The 21,766-nt window shown below is 56.6% G+C and carries 22 protein-coding genes; all 22 read right to left on the bottom strand.

Features of this window, described 5'->3' with window-relative positions:
• Positions 1-69: 69 nt before the first annotated feature.
• Positions 70-405, bottom strand: coding sequence for a helix-turn-helix domain-containing transcriptional regulator (locus NB231_RS15940; RefSeq protein ID WP_005004934.1), 336 nt, complete (start codon positions 403-405; stop codon positions 70-72).
• A 322-nt stretch (positions 406-727) separates the two neighbouring features.
• Positions 728-1,114, bottom strand: a complete 387-nt coding sequence (locus NB231_RS15935; RefSeq protein ID WP_005004931.1) for a helix-turn-helix domain-containing protein — start codon at positions 1,112-1,114, stop codon at positions 728-730.
• The gene (locus NB231_RS18080) at positions 1,111-1,296 is read right to left on the bottom strand and encodes a type II toxin-antitoxin system RelE family toxin (protein WP_232210542.1); all 186 of its coding nucleotides are present in this window, start codon (positions 1,294-1,296) and stop codon (positions 1,111-1,113) included. The genes NB231_RS15935 and NB231_RS18080 overlap by 4 nt, the downstream gene beginning before the upstream one ends.
• A 446-nt stretch (positions 1,297-1,742) precedes the next feature.
• Entirely contained in the window at positions 1,743-2,753 is a 1,011-nt protein-coding gene (locus NB231_RS15930) for an MraY family glycosyltransferase (protein WP_005004926.1), read from the bottom strand.
• Positions 2,754-2,797: 44 nt separating this feature from the next.
• Positions 2,798-3,754: a UDP-glucose 4-epimerase family protein gene (locus NB231_RS15925; protein ID WP_232210499.1), complete on the bottom strand. Its 957-nt coding sequence runs from the start codon at positions 3,752-3,754 to the stop codon at positions 2,798-2,800.
• Between the two features lie 174 nt (positions 3,755-3,928).
• Positions 3,929-5,062, bottom strand: a complete 1,134-nt coding sequence (gene wecB, locus NB231_RS15920; protein WP_198007317.1) for a non-hydrolyzing UDP-N-acetylglucosamine 2-epimerase — start codon at positions 5,060-5,062, stop codon at positions 3,929-3,931.
• A gap of 9 nt (positions 5,063-5,071) precedes the next feature.
• Positions 5,072-6,136: a polysaccharide biosynthesis protein gene (locus NB231_RS15915; protein ID WP_005004920.1), complete on the bottom strand. Its 1,065-nt coding sequence runs from the start codon at positions 6,134-6,136 to the stop codon at positions 5,072-5,074.
• A gap of 236 nt (positions 6,137-6,372) precedes the next feature.
• Positions 6,373-7,230, bottom strand: a complete 858-nt coding sequence (locus NB231_RS15910; protein WP_005004918.1) for a dTDP-4-dehydrorhamnose reductase family protein — start codon at positions 7,228-7,230, stop codon at positions 6,373-6,375.
• On the bottom strand, positions 7,230-8,474 hold the full coding sequence (locus tag NB231_RS15905; RefSeq protein WP_005004917.1) for a glycosyltransferase family 4 protein: 1,245 nt from the start codon (positions 8,472-8,474) through the stop codon (positions 7,230-7,232). Before NB231_RS15905 ends, NB231_RS15910 begins: the two co-directional genes overlap by 1 nt.
• A gap of 15 nt (positions 8,475-8,489) precedes the next feature.
• Positions 8,490-9,683, bottom strand: coding sequence for a glycosyltransferase family 4 protein (locus NB231_RS15900; RefSeq protein WP_040662579.1), 1,194 nt, complete (start codon positions 9,681-9,683; stop codon positions 8,490-8,492).
• Positions 9,674-10,753 (bottom strand): hypothetical protein, encoded by a 1,080-nt coding sequence (locus tag NB231_RS15895; protein ID WP_005004914.1) that lies wholly within the window; start codon positions 10,751-10,753, stop codon positions 9,674-9,676. The genes NB231_RS15900 and NB231_RS15895 overlap by 10 nt, the downstream gene beginning before the upstream one ends.
• A 7-nt stretch (positions 10,754-10,760) precedes the next feature.
• Positions 10,761-11,879 carry an N-acetyl sugar amidotransferase gene (locus NB231_RS15890; protein ID WP_084766378.1) on the bottom strand — a complete coding sequence of 373 codons (1,119 nt, stop codon included), beginning with the start codon at positions 11,877-11,879 and terminating at the stop codon, positions 10,761-10,763.
• A 94-nt stretch (positions 11,880-11,973) separates the two neighbouring features.
• A complete protein-coding gene (locus NB231_RS15885; RefSeq protein ID WP_005004908.1) occupies positions 11,974-12,735 on the bottom strand; it encodes an AglZ/HisF2 family acetamidino modification protein in 762 nt (253 codons plus the stop codon).
• Positions 12,736-13,344, bottom strand: coding sequence for an imidazole glycerol phosphate synthase subunit HisH (hisH, locus tag NB231_RS15880; RefSeq protein WP_005004907.1), 609 nt, complete (start codon positions 13,342-13,344; stop codon positions 12,736-12,738).
• An 86-nt stretch (positions 13,345-13,430) separates the two neighbouring features.
• Positions 13,431-14,915, bottom strand: coding sequence for a glycosyltransferase family protein (locus tag NB231_RS15875; RefSeq protein WP_040662575.1), 1,485 nt, complete (start codon positions 14,913-14,915; stop codon positions 13,431-13,433).
• Positions 14,912-15,211 (bottom strand): type 1 glutamine amidotransferase family protein, encoded by a 300-nt coding sequence (locus NB231_RS15870; RefSeq protein ID WP_005004900.1) that lies wholly within the window; start codon positions 15,209-15,211, stop codon positions 14,912-14,914. The genes NB231_RS15875 and NB231_RS15870 overlap by 4 nt, the downstream gene beginning before the upstream one ends.
• Before the next feature lie 745 nt (positions 15,212-15,956).
• Entirely contained in the window at positions 15,957-16,646 is a 690-nt protein-coding gene (locus NB231_RS15865; RefSeq protein ID WP_005004898.1) for an acylneuraminate cytidylyltransferase family protein, read from the bottom strand.
• Positions 16,643-17,689 (bottom strand): nucleotidyltransferase family protein, encoded by a 1,047-nt coding sequence (locus NB231_RS15860; RefSeq protein ID WP_040662573.1) that lies wholly within the window; start codon positions 17,687-17,689, stop codon positions 16,643-16,645. Before NB231_RS15860 ends, NB231_RS15865 begins: the two co-directional genes overlap by 4 nt.
• Complete coding sequence (locus NB231_RS15855; RefSeq protein ID WP_156777053.1) at positions 17,676-18,383, bottom strand: acetyltransferase; 708 nt, start codon at positions 18,381-18,383, stop codon at positions 17,676-17,678. The genes NB231_RS15860 and NB231_RS15855 overlap by 14 nt, the downstream gene beginning before the upstream one ends.
• Complete coding sequence (gene neuB / locus NB231_RS15850) at positions 18,373-19,476, bottom strand: N-acetylneuraminate synthase (protein WP_005004893.1); 1,104 nt, start codon at positions 19,474-19,476, stop codon at positions 18,373-18,375. The genes NB231_RS15855 and neuB overlap by 11 nt, the downstream gene beginning before the upstream one ends.
• On the bottom strand, positions 19,463-20,614 hold the full coding sequence (gene neuC, locus NB231_RS15845) for a UDP-N-acetylglucosamine 2-epimerase (protein ID WP_005004890.1): 1,152 nt from the start codon (positions 20,612-20,614) through the stop codon (positions 19,463-19,465). Before neuC ends, neuB begins: the two co-directional genes overlap by 14 nt.
• On the bottom strand, positions 20,614-21,765 hold the full coding sequence (locus NB231_RS15840) for a LegC family aminotransferase (RefSeq protein WP_005004887.1): 1,152 nt from the start codon (positions 21,763-21,765) through the stop codon (positions 20,614-20,616). The genes neuC and NB231_RS15840 overlap by 1 nt, the downstream gene beginning before the upstream one ends.
• Position 21,766 lies beyond the last annotated feature (1 nt).

The following is a 21,766-nucleotide window of genomic DNA, read 5'->3' as shown; positions in this document are numbered from 1 at the left end:
CGTGATAGTCGATACACTCATCGACAGGCCCCTCCACATGGAAGGAATCGGATACGCGCTCTTCGCGTATCAAGACGTAAGCGTCTCTAAGGGTCGCGCGGTCGCTTGCAGTGTTACCCCCTCTCGGGCCTCCAACGCACGAAACACCCGCGCCAGGCTGGATAAGGTCGAATTCCCCCTCGGCCCGAACATCCGATGCAGACTCTTAACGGCAATCCCAGTCTCAGCCGCCAGAGCCTCGAAACCTACGGTTGCATTAATGTAGTCGCGCAGGATGCGGCGGGCCGCATCGGCCTCTCCGGCTAAAAGCGCATCCGCGGCGTCGGTGAGCAGCGCGGATCGGAACGCCGCATCCGCCTGCGCCCGCTCTCGAACCGTTTCACAAAAATTCCGTGTCAATGCCATGGTTCAATCCTCGCCCTTACGACGCCAGTAACCCTGCCACCGCCACGTAGGCGAAGGGAAACAACCAGAGCAATTTGATGGCGCCAACAGCGAGCATAACCGGGGCCGTTCAGGGGTGACGTCTCTCGACCGACGGGCTGACCACGCTGATCAGCTTTTTGAGCGGTCTCGGCAGAGCCGCGAGCTTACGGAGCATGGTCGCCCTCATCAGGCCTGGTTGTCGTTCAGTCCCCCTCATATTGCATAAGCATCGCCCCGCCAGCGCCGCAGATCGCGAAGCCCGAACGGCCTTAGTGCGCGCGCAACTGCCAAAACGATACCCTCAATCTGCCGCTGCGGACAGCAGATCGTCTATGTCCACACTCAGCTTGCGTGCCATGGCCCGCAATACCTCGACCGAAGGCTGGCGCTTGCCTGCCTCCAGTTGCGAAACATACGCCGCGGTGATGCCAGCCGCGTTCGCCAGTGCGGCCTGGGTCACGCCCCGGTACTGGCGCCAGACCCGGATCGGGCTCTCTCCTTGCATCAAGGCGTCTCCGAGCTCGGCGGGAATCAGCTCTTCCTCGCCGCGCTTCAACGCCGCCATCACCTCATCGGCCGCCGCAATATCCTCCAAGTCCTCCAGCCGCGCCACCATGTCCTGATACTCATCATAGGGCAGCACCGCGTACTCGGGCTTGCCGTTACGCTTGATAATCTGTGCAGTCATCGGTAGACCCTTCCACGTGGCTGGACCGTCAAAACGACTATGATCAGCTCGTCGTCACGAATGTCATAGATCACACGCCAGTCCCCAACCCGCAGCCGATAATACTGTGAGCCCTTCAAGGACTCCGCGTTGTTGTTCGGCGCGTAAGGATCAGCGGCTAACGCCTTGACCTTATAAAGCAGAATAGAGATATAAGGGCGCGATAGCGAAGCGTATTATTCTGTAATGGGGTTATAGCCAGCCGACCTTAAAGAAACCGGCTCCGCCACAAAAGCGCGTGCACCTTTGATCCGCCATCAGCCGACGCGCAGCCGATCCGCCCCGGCCACCGGTAGAGCACCTATTCACCGCGAGGTCGGATCGCGACCCAGACCATGCCTTCGGAGATATCACCCGCCCCGGGTGCGAGAGCCCAGAAGCCCTCGCCGGCTGGCGTGTGGAGTACTCTCGGTACTCCACGTCGGGATCGGAACGCCTGCTCTTATAATTGGTCGGCTCGGCCGGGGGATGCGACTCATCCGGCACCATCCCCTTGGAAGGGTCCGAGGCCCCGGGGGCCGGCACATACCGCGGGCGGCTCTGCCCCTTGCTATCGTCGCCACTGCGGGTTGAATCGCTCATGGTCAAGTTACTCCGGCATTCCGGCTCGGAAATACAGACATAGCAGCATTAACGGCATCCAGGCAACAGCCAGCAGCACTATACCCCACTGCGGCCAGGCGGCCGCCGCCCAAGCCAGCGGAGCGAGCCAGACGAGGTTGATGGCCCCAACCGCCACCGTCACCGGCAAGTGACTGCCATAGCGGCGCGCCGCGCGCTGGTAGGCATGGCTGCGGTGGGCCTGGTAGAAGCGCTCCCCGCGCAAGACCCGCCGGGCCAACGTCCAGGTAGCATCCACGATGAACGCCCCCAATAGGATCAGCCACACCCAGGGTGCCAGCGCGCCCTCGGCGAACCCGACAACCGCGAGCGCCCCGAACAGGAATCCGAGAAAACCACTACCGGCATCGCCCATGAAAATCTTGGCCGGCGGCCAGTTCCAGATCAGAAAGCCCAGCGACGCGGCGGCCACCGTCGCGCACACCATAGCCAACCCAGACGAGCCGCCCCACCACAGCAATGCCCCCCCCGTGGCGGCAACCGTCACCGCCTCCATACCGGCGATCCCATCGATGCCGTCCATAAAATTATAGAGGTTCAGCACCCAGACAATTGCCGGCACCGCAAGCACGGCTCCGACCCGGCCAAGCGGCAGCTCAACGCCGGGCAAGGGCAATGGCGGCCAAGGTAAGGTCCATGCCACCGCCCAGACAGCCGCCATGACGTGCACCGCCAAACGCCAGCGCGCAGGCACATCCGCATGGTCATCGAGGTATCCTACGGCCGCCACCAGTGCGCCACCGCCCAGAAGCGCCGCGGCTATACCCCCTTTCAGCCCGATTGTGAGACAGAGCCACGAGCCGGCGACGAGAACCACCGCCACCACGGCCATTCCACCACCCCGCGGTGTCGGCCGATCATGCGAGCTCCGCGCATTCGGCACATCGAGCAGGTCCACTCTTAGCGCATACAGCCGAAGGACGTAGGTCAGGGCAGCGCTGAGCACGAAGGCTGCAGCCAGCAATACCAATAGCAGCATCGGAAATTATCTTTACTGAGAGGCAAGGGCATAATGGCCTGGCTTCACGAATTTGCTATGCCCCGGCCCATGGCACGGCGAAAACCCTCTCGGACCGACAACGGCGGATGCCAGTCAAGCACATTACATGTCTTTGCGATATCCACCTGCAGCGAGCCGCAGAGCCTGTCGACTTCATCGAGCCTTCCGGTTATCCGACCCGCCAACCTGAGAACCGGTACCGGAACGGGCCACAGCCGCGCCGGTCGTGAAAGCGCGGCGGCAATCTCTCGAATCAACCCGGGAGTGGAAAGATCCTCTCCGTCTGAAGCGAGAAAGGTCTGTCCCGCCGCTGCAGGGTGCTCGACGCATCGAACGAGCAAATCGCATAAATTGTAGACGCTGACGAGGCTGCGCCGATTCCGCACAGCCCCCAACGGCAACGGCAGTCCACGCTGGACAAAGGATACAAGACGACGCAAATTCCCTTTTACCAAAGGGCCGTACACAAGGGGCGGTCTGATAACGGTAACCTCCAGGCCCGTTTTATCGGCGATCCTCCAAAGCGCCGCCTCAGCCTCCCGCTTCGAGAGGCCATAAGCATCCTCGGGCGCGGGTTCGTCGTCCGCAGTGAATGGACGTGCCGTGGTTTGCTCACCATTCACCTTGATGCTGCTGACAAATACAATCCGCTTGATACCCGCTCCTACCGCCGCTTCGGCCAGACGCACGGTACCATCGACATTAACCGCACGATAAAGCGCCACGGCATCAGAACGATGCTCACGCATTACATGTGCCCGCGCCGCCAAATGGATGAGCACGTCCACGCCTTCCAGCGCCTCGCCCAGCCCTTCGGCAGTGCCCAGATCCCCGACTGCCCGCACCGTCGCAATTTGCAGGTCGATTGGCTGCCTCGTGAGGGCAACAATTTGATAGCCCTCCCGGGCAAGGCGCTCCAGAAGCACACGCCCCACAAAACCGGAAGCCCCCGTGACGCCAATGCGCAGGGGTCTGTCCACGTGCGCTCCTCTACTATCCAATTGCGTGGCCACTTGTCTCACGTTGCCACTGCCATCACCCGCTTTCCATTCGGATCAAGCCGCCCACAGAGGTGCGACCCGACGAGCCCCCGCGCACCGATACCGAGAACATGCCTTTTCATAACTGAAGACGATTGGAAATGTTTCGGATACTCAGCTCTTATGCCAAACCGTCCGATTGACATAGTCCACGTAGCTCATGATGACCCGCACGACCTGCTCCGAAACCCGGTCGACATCGTAGTCCGGCACCATGGCAGCCGCCGCGGGGCGATGCGGGTGCTGGTGGAGAATGGTGGCAACGGCCTGGAGTATGCGATTCGACTCAAGGCCCGCCATAATTATGGTACCTCGATCCATCCCTTCCGGCCGCTCATGAGCGTCCCTGATCATCACCCCGCGCAGGTTGAGCAGTGCCGCCTCCTCGGTAATCGTACCGCTGTCCGAAAGTACACACAGCGCCGATTTTTGGAGCTGCACGTAGTCGAGGAAACCCAGCGGCTTGAGAAAACGCACATGCTTGGCAAGCCCGCTCAGATCCCAACCTTCCATTCGGTGTCGGGTACGCGGATGGGTGGACATGATAATCGGCTTGCGGTATTCGGCGGCTATTGCCTTGAGCGAATCCAAAAGTTCACTCAGGCGGCGCGGCGTATCCACATTCTCTTCGCGATGCGCACTTACCAGGAAATAGCCTCCGGTCTCGACGCCGAGCCGCTCAAGCACATCCGAACTTTCAATTCGATCCCGGTAATGAGCCAGGATCTCCTTCATGGGAGAACCGGTTTTAATTATCATCTCCGGGCGAATCCCCTCCGCAAGCAGGTATCGCCTGGCGTGCTCCGTGAGCGGCAGATTGATATCGCTTAGGTGATCGACGATCTTCCGATTCAGTTCCTCCGGCACGCGCTGATCAAAACACCGGTTACCCGCCTCCATATGAAAAATGGGGATCTGACGTCGCTTGGCTGCGATAACAGCCAGACAAGTATTGGTATCTCCATAGATTAGGAACGCGTCCGGCTGCTCGATTCCCATGAGCTCGTCGGCTCGGGCTATCACCTGGCTAATTGTGCCTGCGGCGGTTTCGCAGGCCACATTCAGGAAACGATCAGGCGAGCGGATGCCCAGGTCGTTGAAAAAGATCTCGTTCAGTTCGTAGTCGTAGTTTTGTCCCGAATGGACAAGCAAGTGATCCGTGTAGCGGTCGAGCTCGGCGATTACCCGGCTCAGTTTTATAACTTCTGGCCTCGTGCCGACCAAGGTCATTACTTTGAGTCGTTTCACAAAAAGCCCTCAGCGAAGCAACTCTCCACCCTCGGCGAGTTCCTCTAGGCCCCTCAATAATCGGTGGCGATCGAGCAGTGCCCGCGTGCCGTCCAAATCCAGCACCCTATCTGCGGAGCTAAACTCCTTGTTCAAGGCTGGTCCTTCGCCTTTTTCACCTCGAAGCTCCGGCAGCATGGGAAGGATCGTCAGGTAATCGCCGCGCCTAACAGTGTGCAGGCACTCCTCCTCGGAAACCATAATTTCATGCATCTTCTCGCCGGGGCGGACACCGGTGACCCGGATCTCGATATCCCGGTCGCCGATCAACACATTAGCAATATTTTCGACGGTCGCCGCCGGCGCATTGGGCACATAAGTCTCACCCGGTTTGGCGCCCCGCAATGCCGCGAATACAGTATCCACCGCCTGATCGAGGCTCAGTAGAAAACGAGTCATATTCGGCGAGGTAACAGTGACCGGGCCGCCATTGCGGATTTGGTGATGGAACAGCGGGATAACGGATCCGCGCGAGGCCAAAACATTGCCATAACGCACGCACATAAAACGCGTATCGCTCACTAGCACATTCGCGCCGATAAAGATGCGCTCCTGTAGCGCCTTCGTCATACCCATGACGTTAACCGGCTTGCACGCCTTGTCAGTGCTGATGCCAACAACAGTCTCGACCGGATAACCGTGCTCCCGAACAGCCCGAACGATGTTCGCGGCTCCCATGCAATTCGTAAGCACCGCCTGCTCGGGAAAGTACTCACAGGTCGGCACCTGCTTCAGTGCCGCCGCGTTAACGACAATGTCTGCGCTCTGCACGGCGCCGCAGACATCCGCATAGTCACGCACATCGCCGATGCGGAACTCCAGCGCCTGCATAAAATTCCGATAAATGATCTCGTCCGTGGTCACCTGCTGGTGCAGGTAGGCCAACCGCATGTCGTGCTGCTTGCCTTCGTCCCGGGACAAAACGATCACCTTCCTAGGTGTGCCAAATTCACCCGCGAGTATCCGCCGGACGAGCACCTTTCCCAGCGATCCCGTCCCGCCAGTGACCAGAATCGACTTATTCTCGAAAATCATGGCTGCTCTCTTTGCCTAATCTGCCGCGTAACTTGCTCAGCATCGCGTCCCAACCATGCCATGCAGCCAATGTGCCCTTTGAATGGCGCCGCAGTGTAAAGCCACACACCGCTCCGACCGAGCCAGATATCACTCAACCAGCCTCGGATGGGCTCAACAACAAGATCATGGCCATCAAGTATTGCGGTGGCTTGGCTCCTTACCCACCATGATTTCGAAGGAGCAATGTAAGCGAGTCAACGATTTTGGTACATGAGCCGGACAAGATCCGGCCACTCTGGCGCAACGTAGCCGGTCGCCGCCGTAAAGCGCTCTGAAATAAGGGAGCGGTCAATACGTAGCTTGTCATCCGGCGTAATTTCGATTTTCTTGCCGTACACCTCGGCTATCAACGTCAGCAAAGAGAACTTGTCGATGGGCCGCGCGGCGACGTGATACAAGCCATGCAATCGCGGGCGCGGCGCGACGAAGTCCCTCATCACACGCGCCAACTCCACTGTCGGCAGGCCGGAGAATACGGCGTTGGTATATCCCTTAACTGCGTTCTCTTGCGATAGAAACCAGTCGACCAGCGCGTGATTCGAGCTGAGCTCGTGGCCGATAATCGATGTCCGCAAAGTAATCGCATGGGGAGAATCGTGCAGCTCGCCGATAAACTTCGACTTTCCATACAGATCTTCCGCATCGGAACGGTCGGCTTCGGCATACCTTCCTGAACCTCCGGAAAAGACGCAGTCGGTGCTCACGTGGATCAGGCGGGCATCCGTCAGCGCGCAAAGCCTGGCGAGACGATGCGGCAACATGGCGTTGATCGGCAGCACGCGGAGCGGATTCTTCGCCTCCTTGCGCTGTTTTATCAAGCCTACGCAATTGATGACGAGATCCGGGTTAGCGTGCGACTGAGCCTCGGCGAGCGCGTCCTGATCGAGTACATCGATACCACCGAGTAAGCGATCATGGACCCGCTCAGGGAAAAAGCGACGCGCTGTAGCGTCGCGCATCGTTCCCCACACCTCGTTTCGCTCATCGGCTTCGAACACCCGGAACACAGCGCTTCCCAGCATTCCAGTCACACCCAGGATCAAAACCCGCATCAGCCCTCCCCTCGCGTGTGTGCCATCCGGCATTCCAGAATTTCCACCAACCGCCGCGCCTGCCGATTCATTTCAAAATGCTCGAGGAAATACGCATAACCCGCCGCACCCATGCGTTCCCGCTCGCTTCGCGGTAAGACGTAAAGGTCACGCACACACTGCGCCAGCGCGCCAGCGTCCTCAGCCGCACAGCTCACCCCTGCACCGGCTTCTCTAACCACCCGTGCACCCTCACCGTTTAACGCTGCAATGATGGGCTTTCCCGCCGCCAAATAAGCCTGAAGTTTACTCGGCACGGTAAATGAGAAGATCTCTTCATCCTTCAGCGTCACGACTAACGCCGCCGCACGCCGGAAGATCTGGGGCATCGTGTCCATCGGGAAGCGGCCGGCAAGCACCAGGTTGTCCAACCCCAAGGTGTCTTTCCGCTCGCGAACCCAACTTACCATGCTACCACTACCGACCAGGACGAACTTGCACCCGCTCACCTCCTTGAGTCGCGCCGCCGCTCCCACCAACGTCTCGACGGCCTGAGCCTTGCCGATGTTGCCCGCGAAAACAACGCAGAAGTGTGTTTCCAGCAGCTCTAGCAGATCGAGAGGCAATGGATTGTCTCCCGCGGCATCGAGCCCGGGCGGGTCAATCGAGTTGGGATAATAAATAATCTTGTCAGCGCGTGCGAAACGCGCCGTAGGAGCGATAAAGGCACGGGACTGCACCAGCAGGGTATCCGTACAAGCATAGATTCCATGCACCATCCAACCTACTGCTCGCAAGATGAGGCGATTGCGCACGAAGCCTGTGGCGGCCAGGCTCTCCGGCCATAGGTCCTGCACCCAAATCGCAAGATGCGCTCGCTTGCAGTACTTGAGAAAAATGGCAGGGATGGCCTGTGTTATCGGAGAGGGCGCGAAAACCAGGATGGAATCGAAGTCGCGATTCTTAACCAACCGCGGGAAATATCTAAGTCCCAGCCAGACGAAAGAGAGATAATTTAATATGAGGTTCGACGCCCCACCCACACCTCGCGGCCGCAGCGGCACACGAAAGACGTCGATCCCTTCCGGGAGCTGTTCGTGTCGCAGTTTCGGCTCCGCGTAACCCGGAAACAGCTCGCCATCCGGGTAGTTCGGCCGCCCCGTCAACACGGTTACATTATGTCCGTGCTTAACAAGCCGCTTGACCAGGTCGGTAATTATGAAAGCTTCTGGCCAAAAGTAATGGGAAACGACTAAAAGATTCACTGCCGCGCCAACATGTCAAGAGCGCTGCGCGAGGATCGATTCATAAATAGAATAAATCTGTATTGCGTTATTTTCGATGACGAAGTTTTTGTGGGCAAGCCGCTTTGCATTTTCCCCCATCCGTATACATTCGTCACGGTTACGATAAAAATACTCAATGACCTCCGCCAACTTGCGAGCATCGGGATAGTCGATACACAACCCTGTCTCCCCCTGTACGATCGTGTCGGAAGGAGGATTCCGCACTGCTACCACGCTCGGAACCGAAAAGAACGCTGCCTCGAAAACAGGCCGCCCTGCCGCATCCAGGTATGAAGGAAAACAAAGCAGATCGAGTTCCTTGTAGATTGACTGTACGTCGTTTACGAAACCGACTAAGCGAACTCTTTCCTCCAAATTATGCGCCTTCGCAAAGCTCTCGAGGTCCGCTCGCACGTCATGCCCAAGATCGAGTTTCCGCAACAGCCAGCCCATAGGCCCTGAAAGCTCCCGCGCATTCTCGCCAGCCACCACGAACTCTGCGTCGATTTCCCGCTCCTTCAGGAGAATACGGGCCGCCTCAAAAAATTCATAAACGCCCTTGACCTTCAGCAGGCCCCCTATCATACCCACCCGGAACCTCTTTTTTGCGGTCTGGCCTCGCTCCTCCGGACAAACCCGTATACCGTTGTGTACGATACGCACCGGCAACCGATTCGGCAGAGTCCGCCGCACTGTCTCATCGATGGCTATGACGGCATCCGCACGATTCAGCAGGTGGCGGGTGAACCAGCGCGTGCGGGCATCACGGGCTTCACCCCGCTGCAGGGACCGCACATGCACCACGAGCGGAAGCCGCAATAATTTCTGGGCAAGAAGTCCGACCGGCAATAGCGTCACCTCGTTGAGGTGTATCAGATCGTAAGGCCCGATGCGCCACGCTCGCCACAGCGCGTGCAGTGAATGCGGAAGGAATACCAGCTCTCGCAACAGCACACCCCACCGCCAGCCGCGATAGTAACTGAATAGCGTATTGTCCCATTGTGAAAGGCCCCAAGCGGCGATAACTTTCATGCCCGCTTCCTGAAACGCGCGGACGACTGAGCCTTTCGGACAAATCACGGTAGCCTCAACCGTGCCGGTAGGGAATGCCTTCACAAGTTCTACCAAGCTCTTGGAAGCACCCCCAAAAGAAGCTGCTGGGTGAAAAAAAAGGACTTTCAACGGCATTTTACATTCGAATCACTATCTCGAAACTTTATATGGCCGCTTCTTCTACGCATCGACAACGCGAAACACATCATCACGAATGCAGGATAATAGTACCGTGGAGCATAAATTGGAGAAAGCCCGAATATTGCACAATACAACATTGCCATAAATATGGCATCATTCTGTAACGAGAACCGCCTCAAAACCAATAAAAATAAAAACAACAGAAAAGCAACAACTGAATGTAAACCCACTACTATACTATTATAAAACCCTAAACTATCGATATTTCCAACTTTTGCTGCAAGCCCAAACATGCTCTGCAACACTTTTGGGATAAATACGATGAAATATCCACCCATGTTCTGTATTTTTATCATCATCGAATACAATCCGCTCCCTTCACTCTCCGCAGCGCCCAGAGCAGCAACGGCATCTGTATGACTAAAGAGTGAAAGCGTTAACGGATACACTATAGAAAGCCCAGCCAAAGCACCTATTAATGTTAACCAACGAGACTTGAAAACCGGATTAATACGGGAGTCAAGCAGAACTAAGGCAAATACAAAAACTGTCATCTGCCATCTAACGAAAAATGAAACTACTATCGCAAACAAGGTAATAGCGAAGCTTTTCCGACTGATGTTACAGATCAGCAATGCCACAACGAATAAAGACAAAATCTCTTTATTGATGGAAAGTAAACTCGAAAACGTTATCGGGCTTAAAGCAAGGGTAAAAACTAAAACACGTCGATCAACTAAGTTGTTTTTCCCGAGCAAGGCAAGACTAATCAAAAACAAACCCGCATTGAACACCAACACTGCCCAATGCTCCATGAAAAGCGCCCTAAAGATAAGCACGGGCCCAAGGTAGTTCTTATTTACACCCACCAAACTATAAAAATCGCCAAACCGCCACTCCTCCGCAGCGCTTGCGTAAGTCAGCGAGTCTGCAAAGAACTGAAGATCAACCTTCCCATTTAAGGCCGCATTTCCGATTAATACAAAAAAAAGCACACCCACTAAAATATAACTGCACGCCATCAGCGTACTTACTCTAATAGTAGGTGGGATCTTGGTTCGCATTGACGATCTAGGCTTTTTCGGCCTTACGTCGCCCCATGAAATACTTCACTTGACTAAGTGTCTTGTAGTTAGAGGAATAATCGAAGAATGTCTGTACCGGCAACTCCATCAGGCGCTCAAACTCTTCTTCTGTAATACCTAACTTCTTAATTACGTATTCAAGCTCCTCTTGCATAGCCATTTCGTGATACGCAGGAGCTTCTAGTCCCTGAAGGGCTTCGGAACGAGTAATCTGCCCGGAAAGCAGGAGATTCGCGTTATGCGCCCGCCGCTTATCGATATTGAATTTACGCGGAAGTATATAAGACTGGTAAAAACGCGTGTATACAGATTCGTGATGCTTGCCGCCGTAGTCTTTCCAGTCGAACTCATCCTGAATTATTTTTATCGCAACTTCCTTTCTATAATCGACGTAATCAAGGATTGGTACTATTTTTATCCGGCGTAATACCATATACTCAAACAGCTTCGGCAAGGTGTAATGCGGGTAGCTTTTCAGCTTACGAGAACCGAATTGGCGTTGGACCCCTTTTATATAGCGGTAATCCGAGTAGCCATAGCCCCATTTGATGGGCATGATGGCCTCGCTCGCCACATTAGTACCTAACAGAATATGCTTCACGCCATACTTCGCTGCCATCCGGTATAGCAACGCGACGATGGCATGATCAGTAGGCACCTCGCCATCCGGCGTCGAGGCTTTCAGAAATGAGAGCTGCAGATCCTTGAATTCTTCCCAGTCGACAACGTAAGTGTAGAGGTCGATACTCAAACGATCTAGGGTCTTCTCGATATTCGCAACGGCAAACTCCGAATCCCAGCCATTATCGAAGTGAACTGCGAGGGGCCGCAAGCCAAGTTGCTTGGTGAGGTAGGCGACATAGGTACTGTCAACGCCACCGCTCACACCAATGACACAATCGTACGGCTTGCGCTTTCCTTGCTCTTTTATTCTAGCTACCAATGCGTCCAGCCGGCCCTGGCGTTCTGCCGCCGGAAAGGTGCGGCGGCGCACCTGATCATCATAGCGATAGCAATGGTTGCAGACACCGTGCTCGTCGAAGACGATATCCGGATCCGTACTATCCATTATGCAGCGGGAACAGGTCTGGTAACTCGTACTCATATCTCATGGCCTAGATAAAAAAAATTGATGCTCTGAGCATGGAACATGCAGGGCCGTACGGTGCTACAGCAGTTCGCGGAACAGTTGCTGGGTTCTATGCAAGCAATTCCACGAGTTCCTTATAAGAGGGATAGTTTATTAACACAGCCCGGTGCGGACCTTTGAAAACAAAAAAACTACCAGCCGCGGCCGCAGAAGCTCCCGCCTCCTTAGTTACTGCGCGGATATGCTCCAGTGAGCCGGCGCCTCCGCAGGCAATTAGCGGAACATTGACGCGCCGTGTGATCTCGCTGATGAGGCCGATATCGTAGCCCTGCTGCATTCCATCGGCATCGACATTGTTAATGAAAATTTCCCCAGCGCCCTGCGCGATCAGATTATCGATGTGCGCCAAGGGTTCGTGCCTGGTCACCTTCCCCCGAACTGAGTCGTAGACGCGGTACTTTCCGAGCCAATTCCTTTTTATATCGACTGAAGCAACAACGGATTGGGAGCCAAGCAGATTCGCCAGCTCTCGAATCAACCCCGGCTCAGTAAGCGTTGCGTAATTGACCGAAACCTTCTCTATGCCGATGTTCGTGATCCGCCGCGCCTGTTTCACGGTTCTCACGCCGCCACCGTAGCAGACGGGCATGAAGCATTCGCTAGCGATCTGTTCAATGAGTCTATAGTTGGGCTCGGCAGCATTCCGGCTCGCATCGATATCGAAAAAGACAAGCTCGTCGACACGCTTGTCATTAAATATTTTAATCGCATTGATAGGATCTCCGACATAGGTCGGCGAACCGAACCTTCTCGTCTTCACCAAGCCATTGCTGTGGAGAAGTAAGCATGGAACGACCCTAGGCAAGAACATCTATAGCTCCAAGAAATTCTGAAACAGCCGCATTCCAAAGATATGGCTTTTTTCGGGGTGAAATTGAACACCGAAGATATTCTCGCGCTGAAACGCTGAGCAGAACTCTACGCCGTAACTCGATACCGCTAGCACGTCCTCCTTACTAGCGCATTCTACTTTATAAGAATGCACAAAATAGAAGCGGGGCCGTTCGGCGGCGTTCAGCTCAAGCAGGGGATTGAGCTTCACGGCGCGTACGCCGTTCCAGCCCATGTGGGGTACCTTCAGCACTGGCTTATCTCCGGGAAAGCGCCGCGCCTTCCCAGACACCCAACCCAGGCCGGCGATAGCGCCCTCTTCACTTGCATCGAGCATGAGCTGCATTCCAAGGCAGACACCCAATATCGGAGCCTTGTGCTGCCTAACAGCCTGCTCCAGGGCGCTAACCAAGCCTAGCGCCTCAAGACTCCTCATGCCGTGATCAAACGCTCCCACACCCGGCAGAATCAGCTTTTCGGCCGCAGCGATTCGTTCCGGATCAGAGGTCACCATCGGCTTCCCGCCCACCTTTTTGATCATATTAGCAATTGAGCCGAGATTCCCCATGCCGAAGTCCACGATGGTCATTGGCAGCCCCGTCGCATCGATAACCACGCCACGCGTCGGGCCGAACGTCTATGGCCAACTTTGCACACAGGAATATCCTCTAAGCTTCATTCGCAATATAGGCGTGTCTCGGTGTCCTGGTTGCCATTAATCACGGAATCCGTGAACCGGGTGAACCGCGCTCGCCAGTTCGGTGCCCAGAGGCTTTTTTGCATTGAATCCCGAATAAAGCCCGCGGAGGTCGTCTGGATTGCGTTCGCAAGTTCAGTCGCGGTGCCAAAGTGGGCGAAGGGGTGCCCAGGCAGGCTGAAACGGCTCTTGGGCGTGTTCCAAACAAAGATCCGCTCGACGAGCCCGGCCGCTTCGAACAGTCCCGTGGAGACCTCCGAGACGACGACATGGCTTTTAAAGAGCGACGGATAGATATCACGTCCTTGATCTATTGCCACGCGGCCAAACTTCGTACACCTGCCCGCCAAAACGCGATCTCGCTCTAGCGGATGCGGCCGAAACACAACCTTGAATGGCGCTGGCAACAATTCGCCCAATTCGCGGCACAAGGCAATATATAGGTCGGTCTCAATGCCGTCGCCGAGCACCAATACAAGAGGAGCCGCCTCCACCCTGGGGCGCTCTCGGCGCTCAAGCAGCGCTGATCGGTGGGGATTGCCGACAACAACCTTGCTCACTGGCGCGTTAAATTGGGCATTCCACCACGAGCCGTAAGCCAGGAAGTAATTGGGCTGAGTGTCGCGGTACTTAGCATTCGTGGCAAGAACAGGTGCAACATTGTACGCGATGTGCCCGCTCGTCGTTATGCCGTGCTGAAATTCCGCCACTGGGATGCCGTACTCACGGGCAGTCGCATTAAGTACCGCCATGTGGCCGTAACAGCCCTCTTCAGTGAGTAGAAGACGGGGCCGAACGCGACGCAACCATACCTCTAAATTTCTGCGGCGAAGAGGATATGACGCCAGCTGCCTGGCGCAAAAGCGTATCAGCCAGCTTCGACGCGCGTTGCCGAGGCGCCAGCCAAGCACCTGCTGAGCACGGCGTTCCGCCAGTGTTACCAGCTCGGTCGCCTGCCGAATCTCGCTGGATCCGAGTGCGAGCTTGGCTCTGAGGAAAGCCCATGTTTTCGCAGGTGTTGAAAAGGAGACACGATTGTCTATGCGGGGCATAGGCCACGTATCAAAGGGAATACCCTCGACAGACCATGTGTCTCCACGGAGTGCTTCCGAGAAGTAACCCGTATAGCGATTGAAATAACTACCTTCCCGCTCGATCAGGCCCGCTCCTGTAGCATACATCAGAACACGAGCCGGCCGTGCCGGCCGTGTAAGATTATGGACAACGGCGCGCACTGCAACCCCGGCCGATCGAGCCAGGCCTAATCTTCCATGGACCTGAACCAACGGCTGGGTCGTGTAAACCCAATCTGACATCATTAACCGGATGACCTGGTTGCGAATTGCCGGCCAAAGCAATACTCCGGTTGAAGGACAAACGAACTCTAGAAGTGAGGGGTGGTTCTCGAATTCGAGCAGGGCCGCAAGAGAAGCGATCTCGCTTCCTGTCTCCATCCCGTTCATTTCGCGGTCGCCACCCAGCCGCACAGGGCATGCAACCGGATACCTCCACTCTCTTCGGACGGAAACTGGCAGCCGATCATGTTGTGCCCCATGATGGGAACAGCGAAACGGTAGCCACAATAGTCGCACTCCGCAGGAGTATCTATGGTGCTATTTGGATAAGCCGCGAAAGAATAAGCAAAGTACACCGCTGTGCCAGCAAACAAATCAGCGAAAGCGGTTTGCCACCAACCTTTGTTGGACTCGCCTCGCACAGGTCGGCTGTTACAGCCAATGTGCCACACGTTGGCATTCATGCCGTCTGCTCGCGTCCGAGGAAAGGACCGGACCCCGCCAGGAATCAGGTGCAACCCTCGGTGGTCACCGTAACCCTGACTCCTATCGAACAGCCATCGCATCTCCACGCAGATACCGACTAGGGAGCTTGCCGATTGCAGAGTAGTTGAGCAACAGCGTGATCGGCACCAATTCGCGAAGCCTGTACTCGAAACCAAACTCAGCTCAGCGCCAACCTTCTCATGAGCGCACCGCAGTATAGATTCATTACACGTAATTCACTACGGCGACTTGCTTGAAGCTTATGTATCGCCATCCATCGAACTGCGAACCGAGAGACCGACTAGCAAGGGCTTCTCTCTAAGAGTTTGACGGGCCATAGGCAAATAGTGCAATCGTTACAGTATCAGCTCCGCTCTGACGAACAACTTCTCCCACTGATTGATGCGCCGCAACCCCACCGCCACAAGGCAATGATGGAAAGACTGACAACTCCGTTGATCGCCCTGATCGGCCCCAGAACGCATCCCTTGTGTGCGCGCTCCCTCATCAAGGTTGCTCCTCGGCTTAAATCGACAACTTTCCATTATTTGCCTGTCAACTTAACGCAGCTGATCACGTCATGTCGGGATGAACCCGCCTCTCGGCTTCATCGCAGCGTCATCTATAGGGCGGCTTCACCACTCCGGTGTGCTATTCCCACGAAGGCGAGACTTCGGTAACCACCGGCTGCGTTAAGTTGATAAGCAGATTCCACTATATAAATCATGGCTTCTTTTCCAACACTAAGCCAAAGATGAGGAAATCCCACTCGGAATCGATGTCCAGCGACCGCTCCTGCGGCATCGTGTAAGCAACCGTCTCGGATGTGAGAAAGGTTTGTCGTTCGCGTAGCCAATCGGTTACCGCCACGTATACCGCGCCATTGAGGGCATAGGCGGGTGGAACATTCTGCCTGCGGGAATACTCGTCAGCCGATGCGCTAAGGAGCGGCTGCATCTTCCCGCCGGCTTCGATCCGGAACATCCAGTACGGACTCTGCGCAGCCTCGCTCACGCTCACGCACGCTGGAGCCTGCGCGCTCATGCAGGTTTCTATCGCTGCGTCGATATCCAGCGCGGTCCGAAGTGGAGATGTCGGCTGAAGCAGCACCACATAATCATATTCCGACATTTGCTCCATCGCATGGAGCACTGGCGCGATACCGGGCGTATCGTCAGCGGCGAGATCCACGGGGCGCGGCAAAACCTCGACGCCACAGGCACGTGCTACTGCTGAGATCTCCGCATCCTCGGTAGAGACCACTACCCGTGACAAGCGTGAGGCCCCCTGCGCCGCCTCGATTGTATAGCCGATAAGGGGTTTGCCTGCGACGCAGCGGACATTTTTCCTTGGTACACCCTTGCTACCGCCGCGTGCCGGAATAATGCCTAGAATACGCGGAACGTCGTTCATGTCTCTTCCAGATTTGTCCACTCGGAATGAGCGCGCTCGAGTTCTTCTTGCCTACCGATATCCAACCAGTACTCCCTCAACGGATAGGCTGCCGTCGAACCAGCACCGTTTAACCGCTTGAACAAACTCGGCATGTCACAATAGTCATTGGCCGGAATATGCGCCACCGCCTCCGGCTCGAGCACATAGATACCGGCATTCACGAAAAAACTGTGAAGCGGCTTCTCCTTGATGGACAGAATTTTATCGCCGTCCAGACGCACCACTCCGTACGGAATTCGAATGTCATACTCGCGCACCGCCATCGTAGCCAAACCACCGTATTGCTCATGAAACTCGAGCATGCGTGAAAAGTTGGCTTGCGTTAGCAGATCACCATTCATGACGAAGAATGGGTGCTCCGGCCATATCGGCAGCAGCGAAAGCGCACCCGCTGTCCCGAGTCGCCGAGTTTCGCGGAGATACTCGATCTGCACCCCCCAGCGCCCTCCGTCCCCGAAATGTTCGATGATCATCTCGGCTTTGTAATTAACGGCGAAGTAAAAATGACGGAACCCTTCTTCGATAAAGGCACCGAGAATGCGCTCCAGAATCGGCTTGCCACCTACCGACAGCAAAGGCTTTGGGCAGGTTTCTGTAAGAGGCCTCAACCGTGTACCAAGCCCACCGGCCATAAGCACCACAGCGTTAGGCAACTCGGCCGCCCCGATCAGAGCATCGAGCAACTCCAGACCCACCAGCTTGCCATCTACATTGACGACAGGAACCTGGCGCAGCGAGTACCGACGCATATAGGCGAGGATCTCCCTGCGCGGTTTATGCTGCGGCAGCGTGTGCGGCTTTGGGTTCATGATTGTTGAAGTGGGTGCCTGCAACTCCACTCCCCGCAGAATCGCGCGCCGGATATCACCATCGGTCACCACGCCGAGCAAACGATGGGCGTCGTCGGCAACCAGCGCGACTTGCAGGCCCGCCTCATCGATGCGTCTTATAGTCTCCACTAACGCGAGCTCAGGCTGTACGACAACACTACGCCAATCCAACCGAGTCCTCCCCCTGCCCGTCGACTCCGGGTGCAGCCGAAGATGGCAGTCTCTCCCGTGCCGACGACCCAATCACGCATTGCCCAGCCGGAACGTCTCGGATCACGGTCGCACCGGCTGCAACAATGGAATCAGGGCCAACCGTCACGCCGGGCAGGACCACCGCTCCCGCACCCACAAACGCAGCGGCACCTATGCGCACGTCACCGCAGATGACCACACCGGGACCGATAAAGGCGTGAGCTGCCACCGCCACATCGTGTTCGATAATTGCGCCAGTGTTGACAACCACGTTTCCCGCCAACACTGCGCCGGTCTGTATCACAGCGCGTGCAAGTACTTGAACACCCTCACTCAGGCGGGCGCTAATGGCGATGACGGCGCTGGGGTGGATAACCGTGTCAAAGCGGTACCCCCGCGCGCACCAGCGCTCGAAAAGGGCACGTCGCGAGGCAGTCGTAGGATTGGCACCCACGCCGTTTACCAGACTAATAGAGGAGCTTGGTTGTTGTTCTAACCATTCGTCACCACCCAACACGGGCAAGCCATCGAAGCGGCTGCCAGGCGCATGCCGCGGATCGAGCACCCCGGCTACGGTTTCGTCCGCCGCCTGTAGCGCATCGATTAACACACGAGCATGGCCGCCGGCGCCCAAAAGAAGACGCTGCAACTGTCTCGCCTGGTCAATACTCAATGGGCTCGTCCTCGTCAAAGTCTCGAACCGCGGCTCGGCCCAAAGTATCCCAAAACATAAAGGGAGAGAGACCCTGACCCGGCCGCTTACATCCAAGGTTACCGTCGGAGAATACTTCCCCTCGTTGCACTGGCCGTAGTGCGACTAGGCTCTTACGTGCAACGCTGCGGTTGCTCAGCTCCGCCTGGCTTGGCCGCTTCACTGGGCTTCCCAGCGCCGCCTCTACTTGCCGGATACCGGATACCATAGCGGCAAGCTCGGCAGGTTCCAGCGAGGCGCGGTGATCTGGTCCCGGCATCGTTTTATCCAGAGTAAAGTGCTTTTCGATAATGCAAGCACCACGGGCTACCGCCGCGATGGGCACGGCAATACCAAGTGTGTGATCCGACAATCCCACCGGTAGGGAAAAGGCAACCGCCAAAGTATCCATTGTGCGCAGGTTGACCTGCTCAAAGGGTGCTGGATACTCGGTGGTGCAATGCAGGAGGCTGACCCGTTCGGCAAGCATGGACTGACCTGCAGAGGAAACAAAAGCGTCGCGAAAAACCGCGCCATCGGGCGGCGCCAATGATCCGAGATAGCCGAAGGCGAGAACACCGAGCGCATTTTCAACCTCGGCTAGGGTGCTCATGCCGGTGGAGAGAATAACCGGCTTGCCCAGTTGCGCGACGGCGAGCAACAGGGGAGCGTTGGTAATTTCGCCTGACGCCAGCTTTATGCGCTCCAAACCGAGTTCACAAATCAGAAAGCGAGCGCTCTGCCGGTCGAACGGCGTCGAGAGAAACTCGATGCTGCGCTGTTTGCAGTGCGTCAGAAGGGCGTGATGATCTTGTAGCGGGAGTTCCAGTTTGCGCACCATCTCCAACTGACTCTCGTTGGTGCCGGTCGTTTCCTTTTGATAACTGGCCTTGGAAGCGAAGCGACTGACGATCGCACTGGCTTTGAAGGTTTGAAACTTGACCGCGTCGGCACCCGCCTCCGCTGCTGCATCCACCAGCCGCAGAGCAAGATCCAGGGAGCCGTTATGGTTTACACCGGCCTCGGCAATGACGCGAACACGTTGTGAAACGGTCGTTGAATCAGCCCAAATCATGGAAGTGCTTCTGAACTGCGCTGTCGAAACGCGTTAGGGCATCAGTGATGGCTACAGCCGCGCTGCCTTGACCGTAGGGGTTGCGGACATCCTGGCACTTCACGCGAAATTCGGTTGAAAGTACCTCGGCCAGCGCCTGTTGGATAGCGGGAAAATCCGGCTCGCAGTGAACTACGGAATCCGCGGCAAGGCGCCCCCGCTGCCGTGTGCCGATGTTCACCGTGGGGACCTTGAACGCCGGCGCTTCGATTATGCCACTGGATGAGTTGCCTACGACGGCGCTTGCCGTTGCCAGCGCGCTGAGGTAGCGATAAAAACCCAATGACGGTAATGCCACAACGCGCTCGGGTCGCGCCCGCGCGTAATCTTCTAGCAAGGGAATGATCGTACGACTGCCGTTATCCGCGTTTGGATAGGTCAGGATTACCTGGCAGTGAGGAAAGGCATCAAGCGCCTGCAGCAGCGCCTGAAAAGCGATTATCGGGTCTTCTTCCCCCAGCGTAACGGGATGGTATGTCACTAGCAGGTAGGGAGCGCGTAGCGGAAACTTCAGACTCCGGGCCAGTTCGTCGGCACTCAGCAGCGAACTGCGGGTAACGTGATCCAGCCCGACCGCGCCGACGTTGAAAACTCGCGCCGGCGACTCGCCCATCTGGATGACACGCTGCCGGTACGGCTCCGCCGCCACGAAGTGGAGACTGGCCATCTTTGTAATTGCATGACGGATCGCATCATCGTATGCGCCTTCGGTGATCTCTCCACCATGGAGGTGCGCGACCGGGATCCGCAGTATGAGGGCGGCCTGCACCACTGCAAGCGCCTCGAAACGATCCCCCAGCACGACTAGTACGTCCGGGCGCAATCGATCCAGCGCGTCGGCAAAGCCGATGGTGCCAAGACCCATGGATTTGACGACGCCGAGCGGCGTGTCGGAGGAGAGTAACATCTCGACCTTAGCATCGATCCTAAAACCATCAGCTTCAATCTGACGCCAAGTTTCGCCGAACTCGGGCGATAGGTGCATTCCACTGACGATTATTTGGAGCTCGAGCCCCAGTCTGGAATCGATCTCCTTCATTAGCCAGTAGAGCAGCCCGTATTCGGCGCGGGTGCCAGTGAACACGGTGACTCTTCTCATCAGACCAAACCGTCCGGTAGCACGCTGCTGGGAAGATTCACCACGCGCGCTTCTAGCCACTCGGCGTTATCCAACGCTCCACGTAAGCAGTCGTGATACATCGGCAGCCGATTCATCAACTGCCACGCCGGCCGCGTCATTACTCCGGCCGCGTTGGTCGCAGTCAACAGCGCCTCCCGCTGCATCCGATCCTCGCACAGTACAGCGTTGAGCCAATAGTTACTGCGGCAACCCATGGGTTCCGTGACGAATTGCAGCGCGCTTCCGTTGAGCTCAGTTGCATAACGCGCGGCTAGCTTTCGCTTCTGGCTAATAAACCGCTCCAATTGCTCTAGCTGTGCACAGCCTAGGGCGGCATTCAGATTCGGCAAACGGTAGTTGTAACCCAATTCGTCATGGATGTATTCATATGGGTGGGGTTGTTTTGCGGTGGTCGTCAGATGCTTGGCACGGGTGCCAAGTGCGTCGTCCGCAAGCAGCATACCCCCGCCGCCGGTAGTGATTATCTTGTTGCCATTAAAGCTCAAAACACCCAACCGACCGAAAGTGCCAGTGTGGCGCCCCTTGTAAAAACTGCCTACGGCCGCGGCGGCATCTTCGATCAGAAAAAGGTTCCAGCGCTGACAAACGCCAAGCAGTCCATCGAGATCTGCGGGATGCCCAAAGGTATGCACCGGCAAGCAAACACGGATCGGCCTGAGACCCGCTTTCAGGCGGCAGCATCCAGCATCGTCGATAAACGCCCGTTCACTCAGCCAAGCCTCGAGTGCTATAGGAGACAACCCCAGAGTCCCCCGATCGACGTCGATAAAAACGGGCTCGGCGCCGCCGTAGGCGATTGCATTGCAAGTGGCCACGAAAGTCAGGGGTTGCGTGAGAACCAGATCTCCTGCCTGCACGCCCGCCAGCCGTAGGGCTACATGGAGAGCCGCAGTGCCGTTTACCGTAGCGATCGCACGGGCGCTCCCAGTGTATGTCGCCACATCGCGCTCGAACCGATCGACGTAAGCGCCTACGCTAGAGACGAAAGTGGTATCAATCGTATCGATGACGCAGTCCCGCTCACGCCCGTTAAATACTGGCGCGTGCAGGGGAATGAATTCGTTGGTCCGATATTGTTCGCGGACGAAACGGATCAGCGACTCAAACATG

The organism is Nitrococcus mobilis Nb-231, from assembly GCF_000153205.1.
Taxonomy (GTDB): domain Bacteria; phylum Pseudomonadota; class Gammaproteobacteria; order Nitrococcales; family Nitrococcaceae; genus Nitrococcus; species Nitrococcus mobilis.
Note: the sequence above shows the minus strand (reverse complement) of the source record. Positions and strands in the feature narration are given on the sequence as shown.

Excerpts from the sequence above, each read along its gene's own strand:
- NB231_RS15915 (WP_005004920.1), bottom strand. The coding sequence starts at position 6,136 with ATGATTTTCGAGAATAAGTCGATTCTGGTCACTGGCGGGACGGGATCG.
- NB231_RS15910 (WP_005004918.1), bottom strand. The coding sequence starts at position 7,230 with ATGCGGGTTTTGATCCTGGGTGTGACTGGAATGCTGGGAAGCGCTGTG.
- NB231_RS15895 (WP_005004914.1), bottom strand. The coding sequence starts at position 10,753 with ATGCGAACCAAGATCCCACCTACTATTAGAGTAAGTACGCTGATGGCG.
- NB231_RS15875 (WP_040662575.1), bottom strand. The coding sequence starts at position 14,915 with ATGAACGGGATGGAGACAGGAAGCGAGATCGCTTCTCTTGCGGCCCTG.
- NB231_RS15930 (WP_005004926.1), bottom strand. The coding sequence starts at position 2,753 with ATGCTGCTATTGGTATTGCTGGCTGCAGCCTTCGTGCTCAGCGCTGCC.
- NB231_RS15840 (WP_005004887.1), bottom strand. The coding sequence starts at position 21,765 with ATGTTTGAGTCGCTGATCCGTTTCGTCCGCGAACAATATCGGACCAAC.
- hisH (WP_005004907.1), bottom strand. The coding sequence starts at position 13,344 with ATGACCATCGTGGACTTCGGCATGGGGAATCTCGGCTCAATTGCTAAT.
- neuB (WP_005004893.1), bottom strand. The coding sequence starts at position 19,476 with ATGATTTGGGCTGATTCAACGACCGTTTCACAACGTGTTCGCGTCATT.
- NB231_RS15935 (WP_005004931.1), bottom strand. The coding sequence starts at position 1,114 with ATGACTGCACAGATTATCAAGCGTAACGGCAAGCCCGAGTACGCGGTG.
- NB231_RS15885 (WP_005004908.1), bottom strand. The coding sequence starts at position 12,735 with ATGTTCTTGCCTAGGGTCGTTCCATGCTTACTTCTCCACAGCAATGGC.
- NB231_RS15890 (WP_084766378.1), bottom strand. The coding sequence starts at position 11,879 with ATGAGTACGAGTTACCAGACCTGTTCCCGCTGCATAATGGATAGTACG.
- NB231_RS15940 (WP_005004934.1), bottom strand. The coding sequence starts at position 405 with ATGGCATTGACACGGAATTTTTGTGAAACGGTTCGAGAGCGGGCGCAG.
- neuC (WP_005004890.1), bottom strand. The coding sequence starts at position 20,614 with ATGAGAAGAGTCACCGTGTTCACTGGCACCCGCGCCGAATACGGGCTG.
- NB231_RS15865 (WP_005004898.1), bottom strand. The coding sequence starts at position 16,646 with ATGAACGACGTTCCGCGTATTCTAGGCATTATTCCGGCACGCGGCGGT.
- NB231_RS15900 (WP_040662579.1), bottom strand. The coding sequence starts at position 9,683 with ATGCCGTTGAAAGTCCTTTTTTTTCACCCAGCAGCTTCTTTTGGGGGT.
- NB231_RS15870 (WP_005004900.1), bottom strand. The coding sequence starts at position 15,211 with ATGAATGCCAACGTGTGGCACATTGGCTGTAACAGCCGACCTGTGCGA.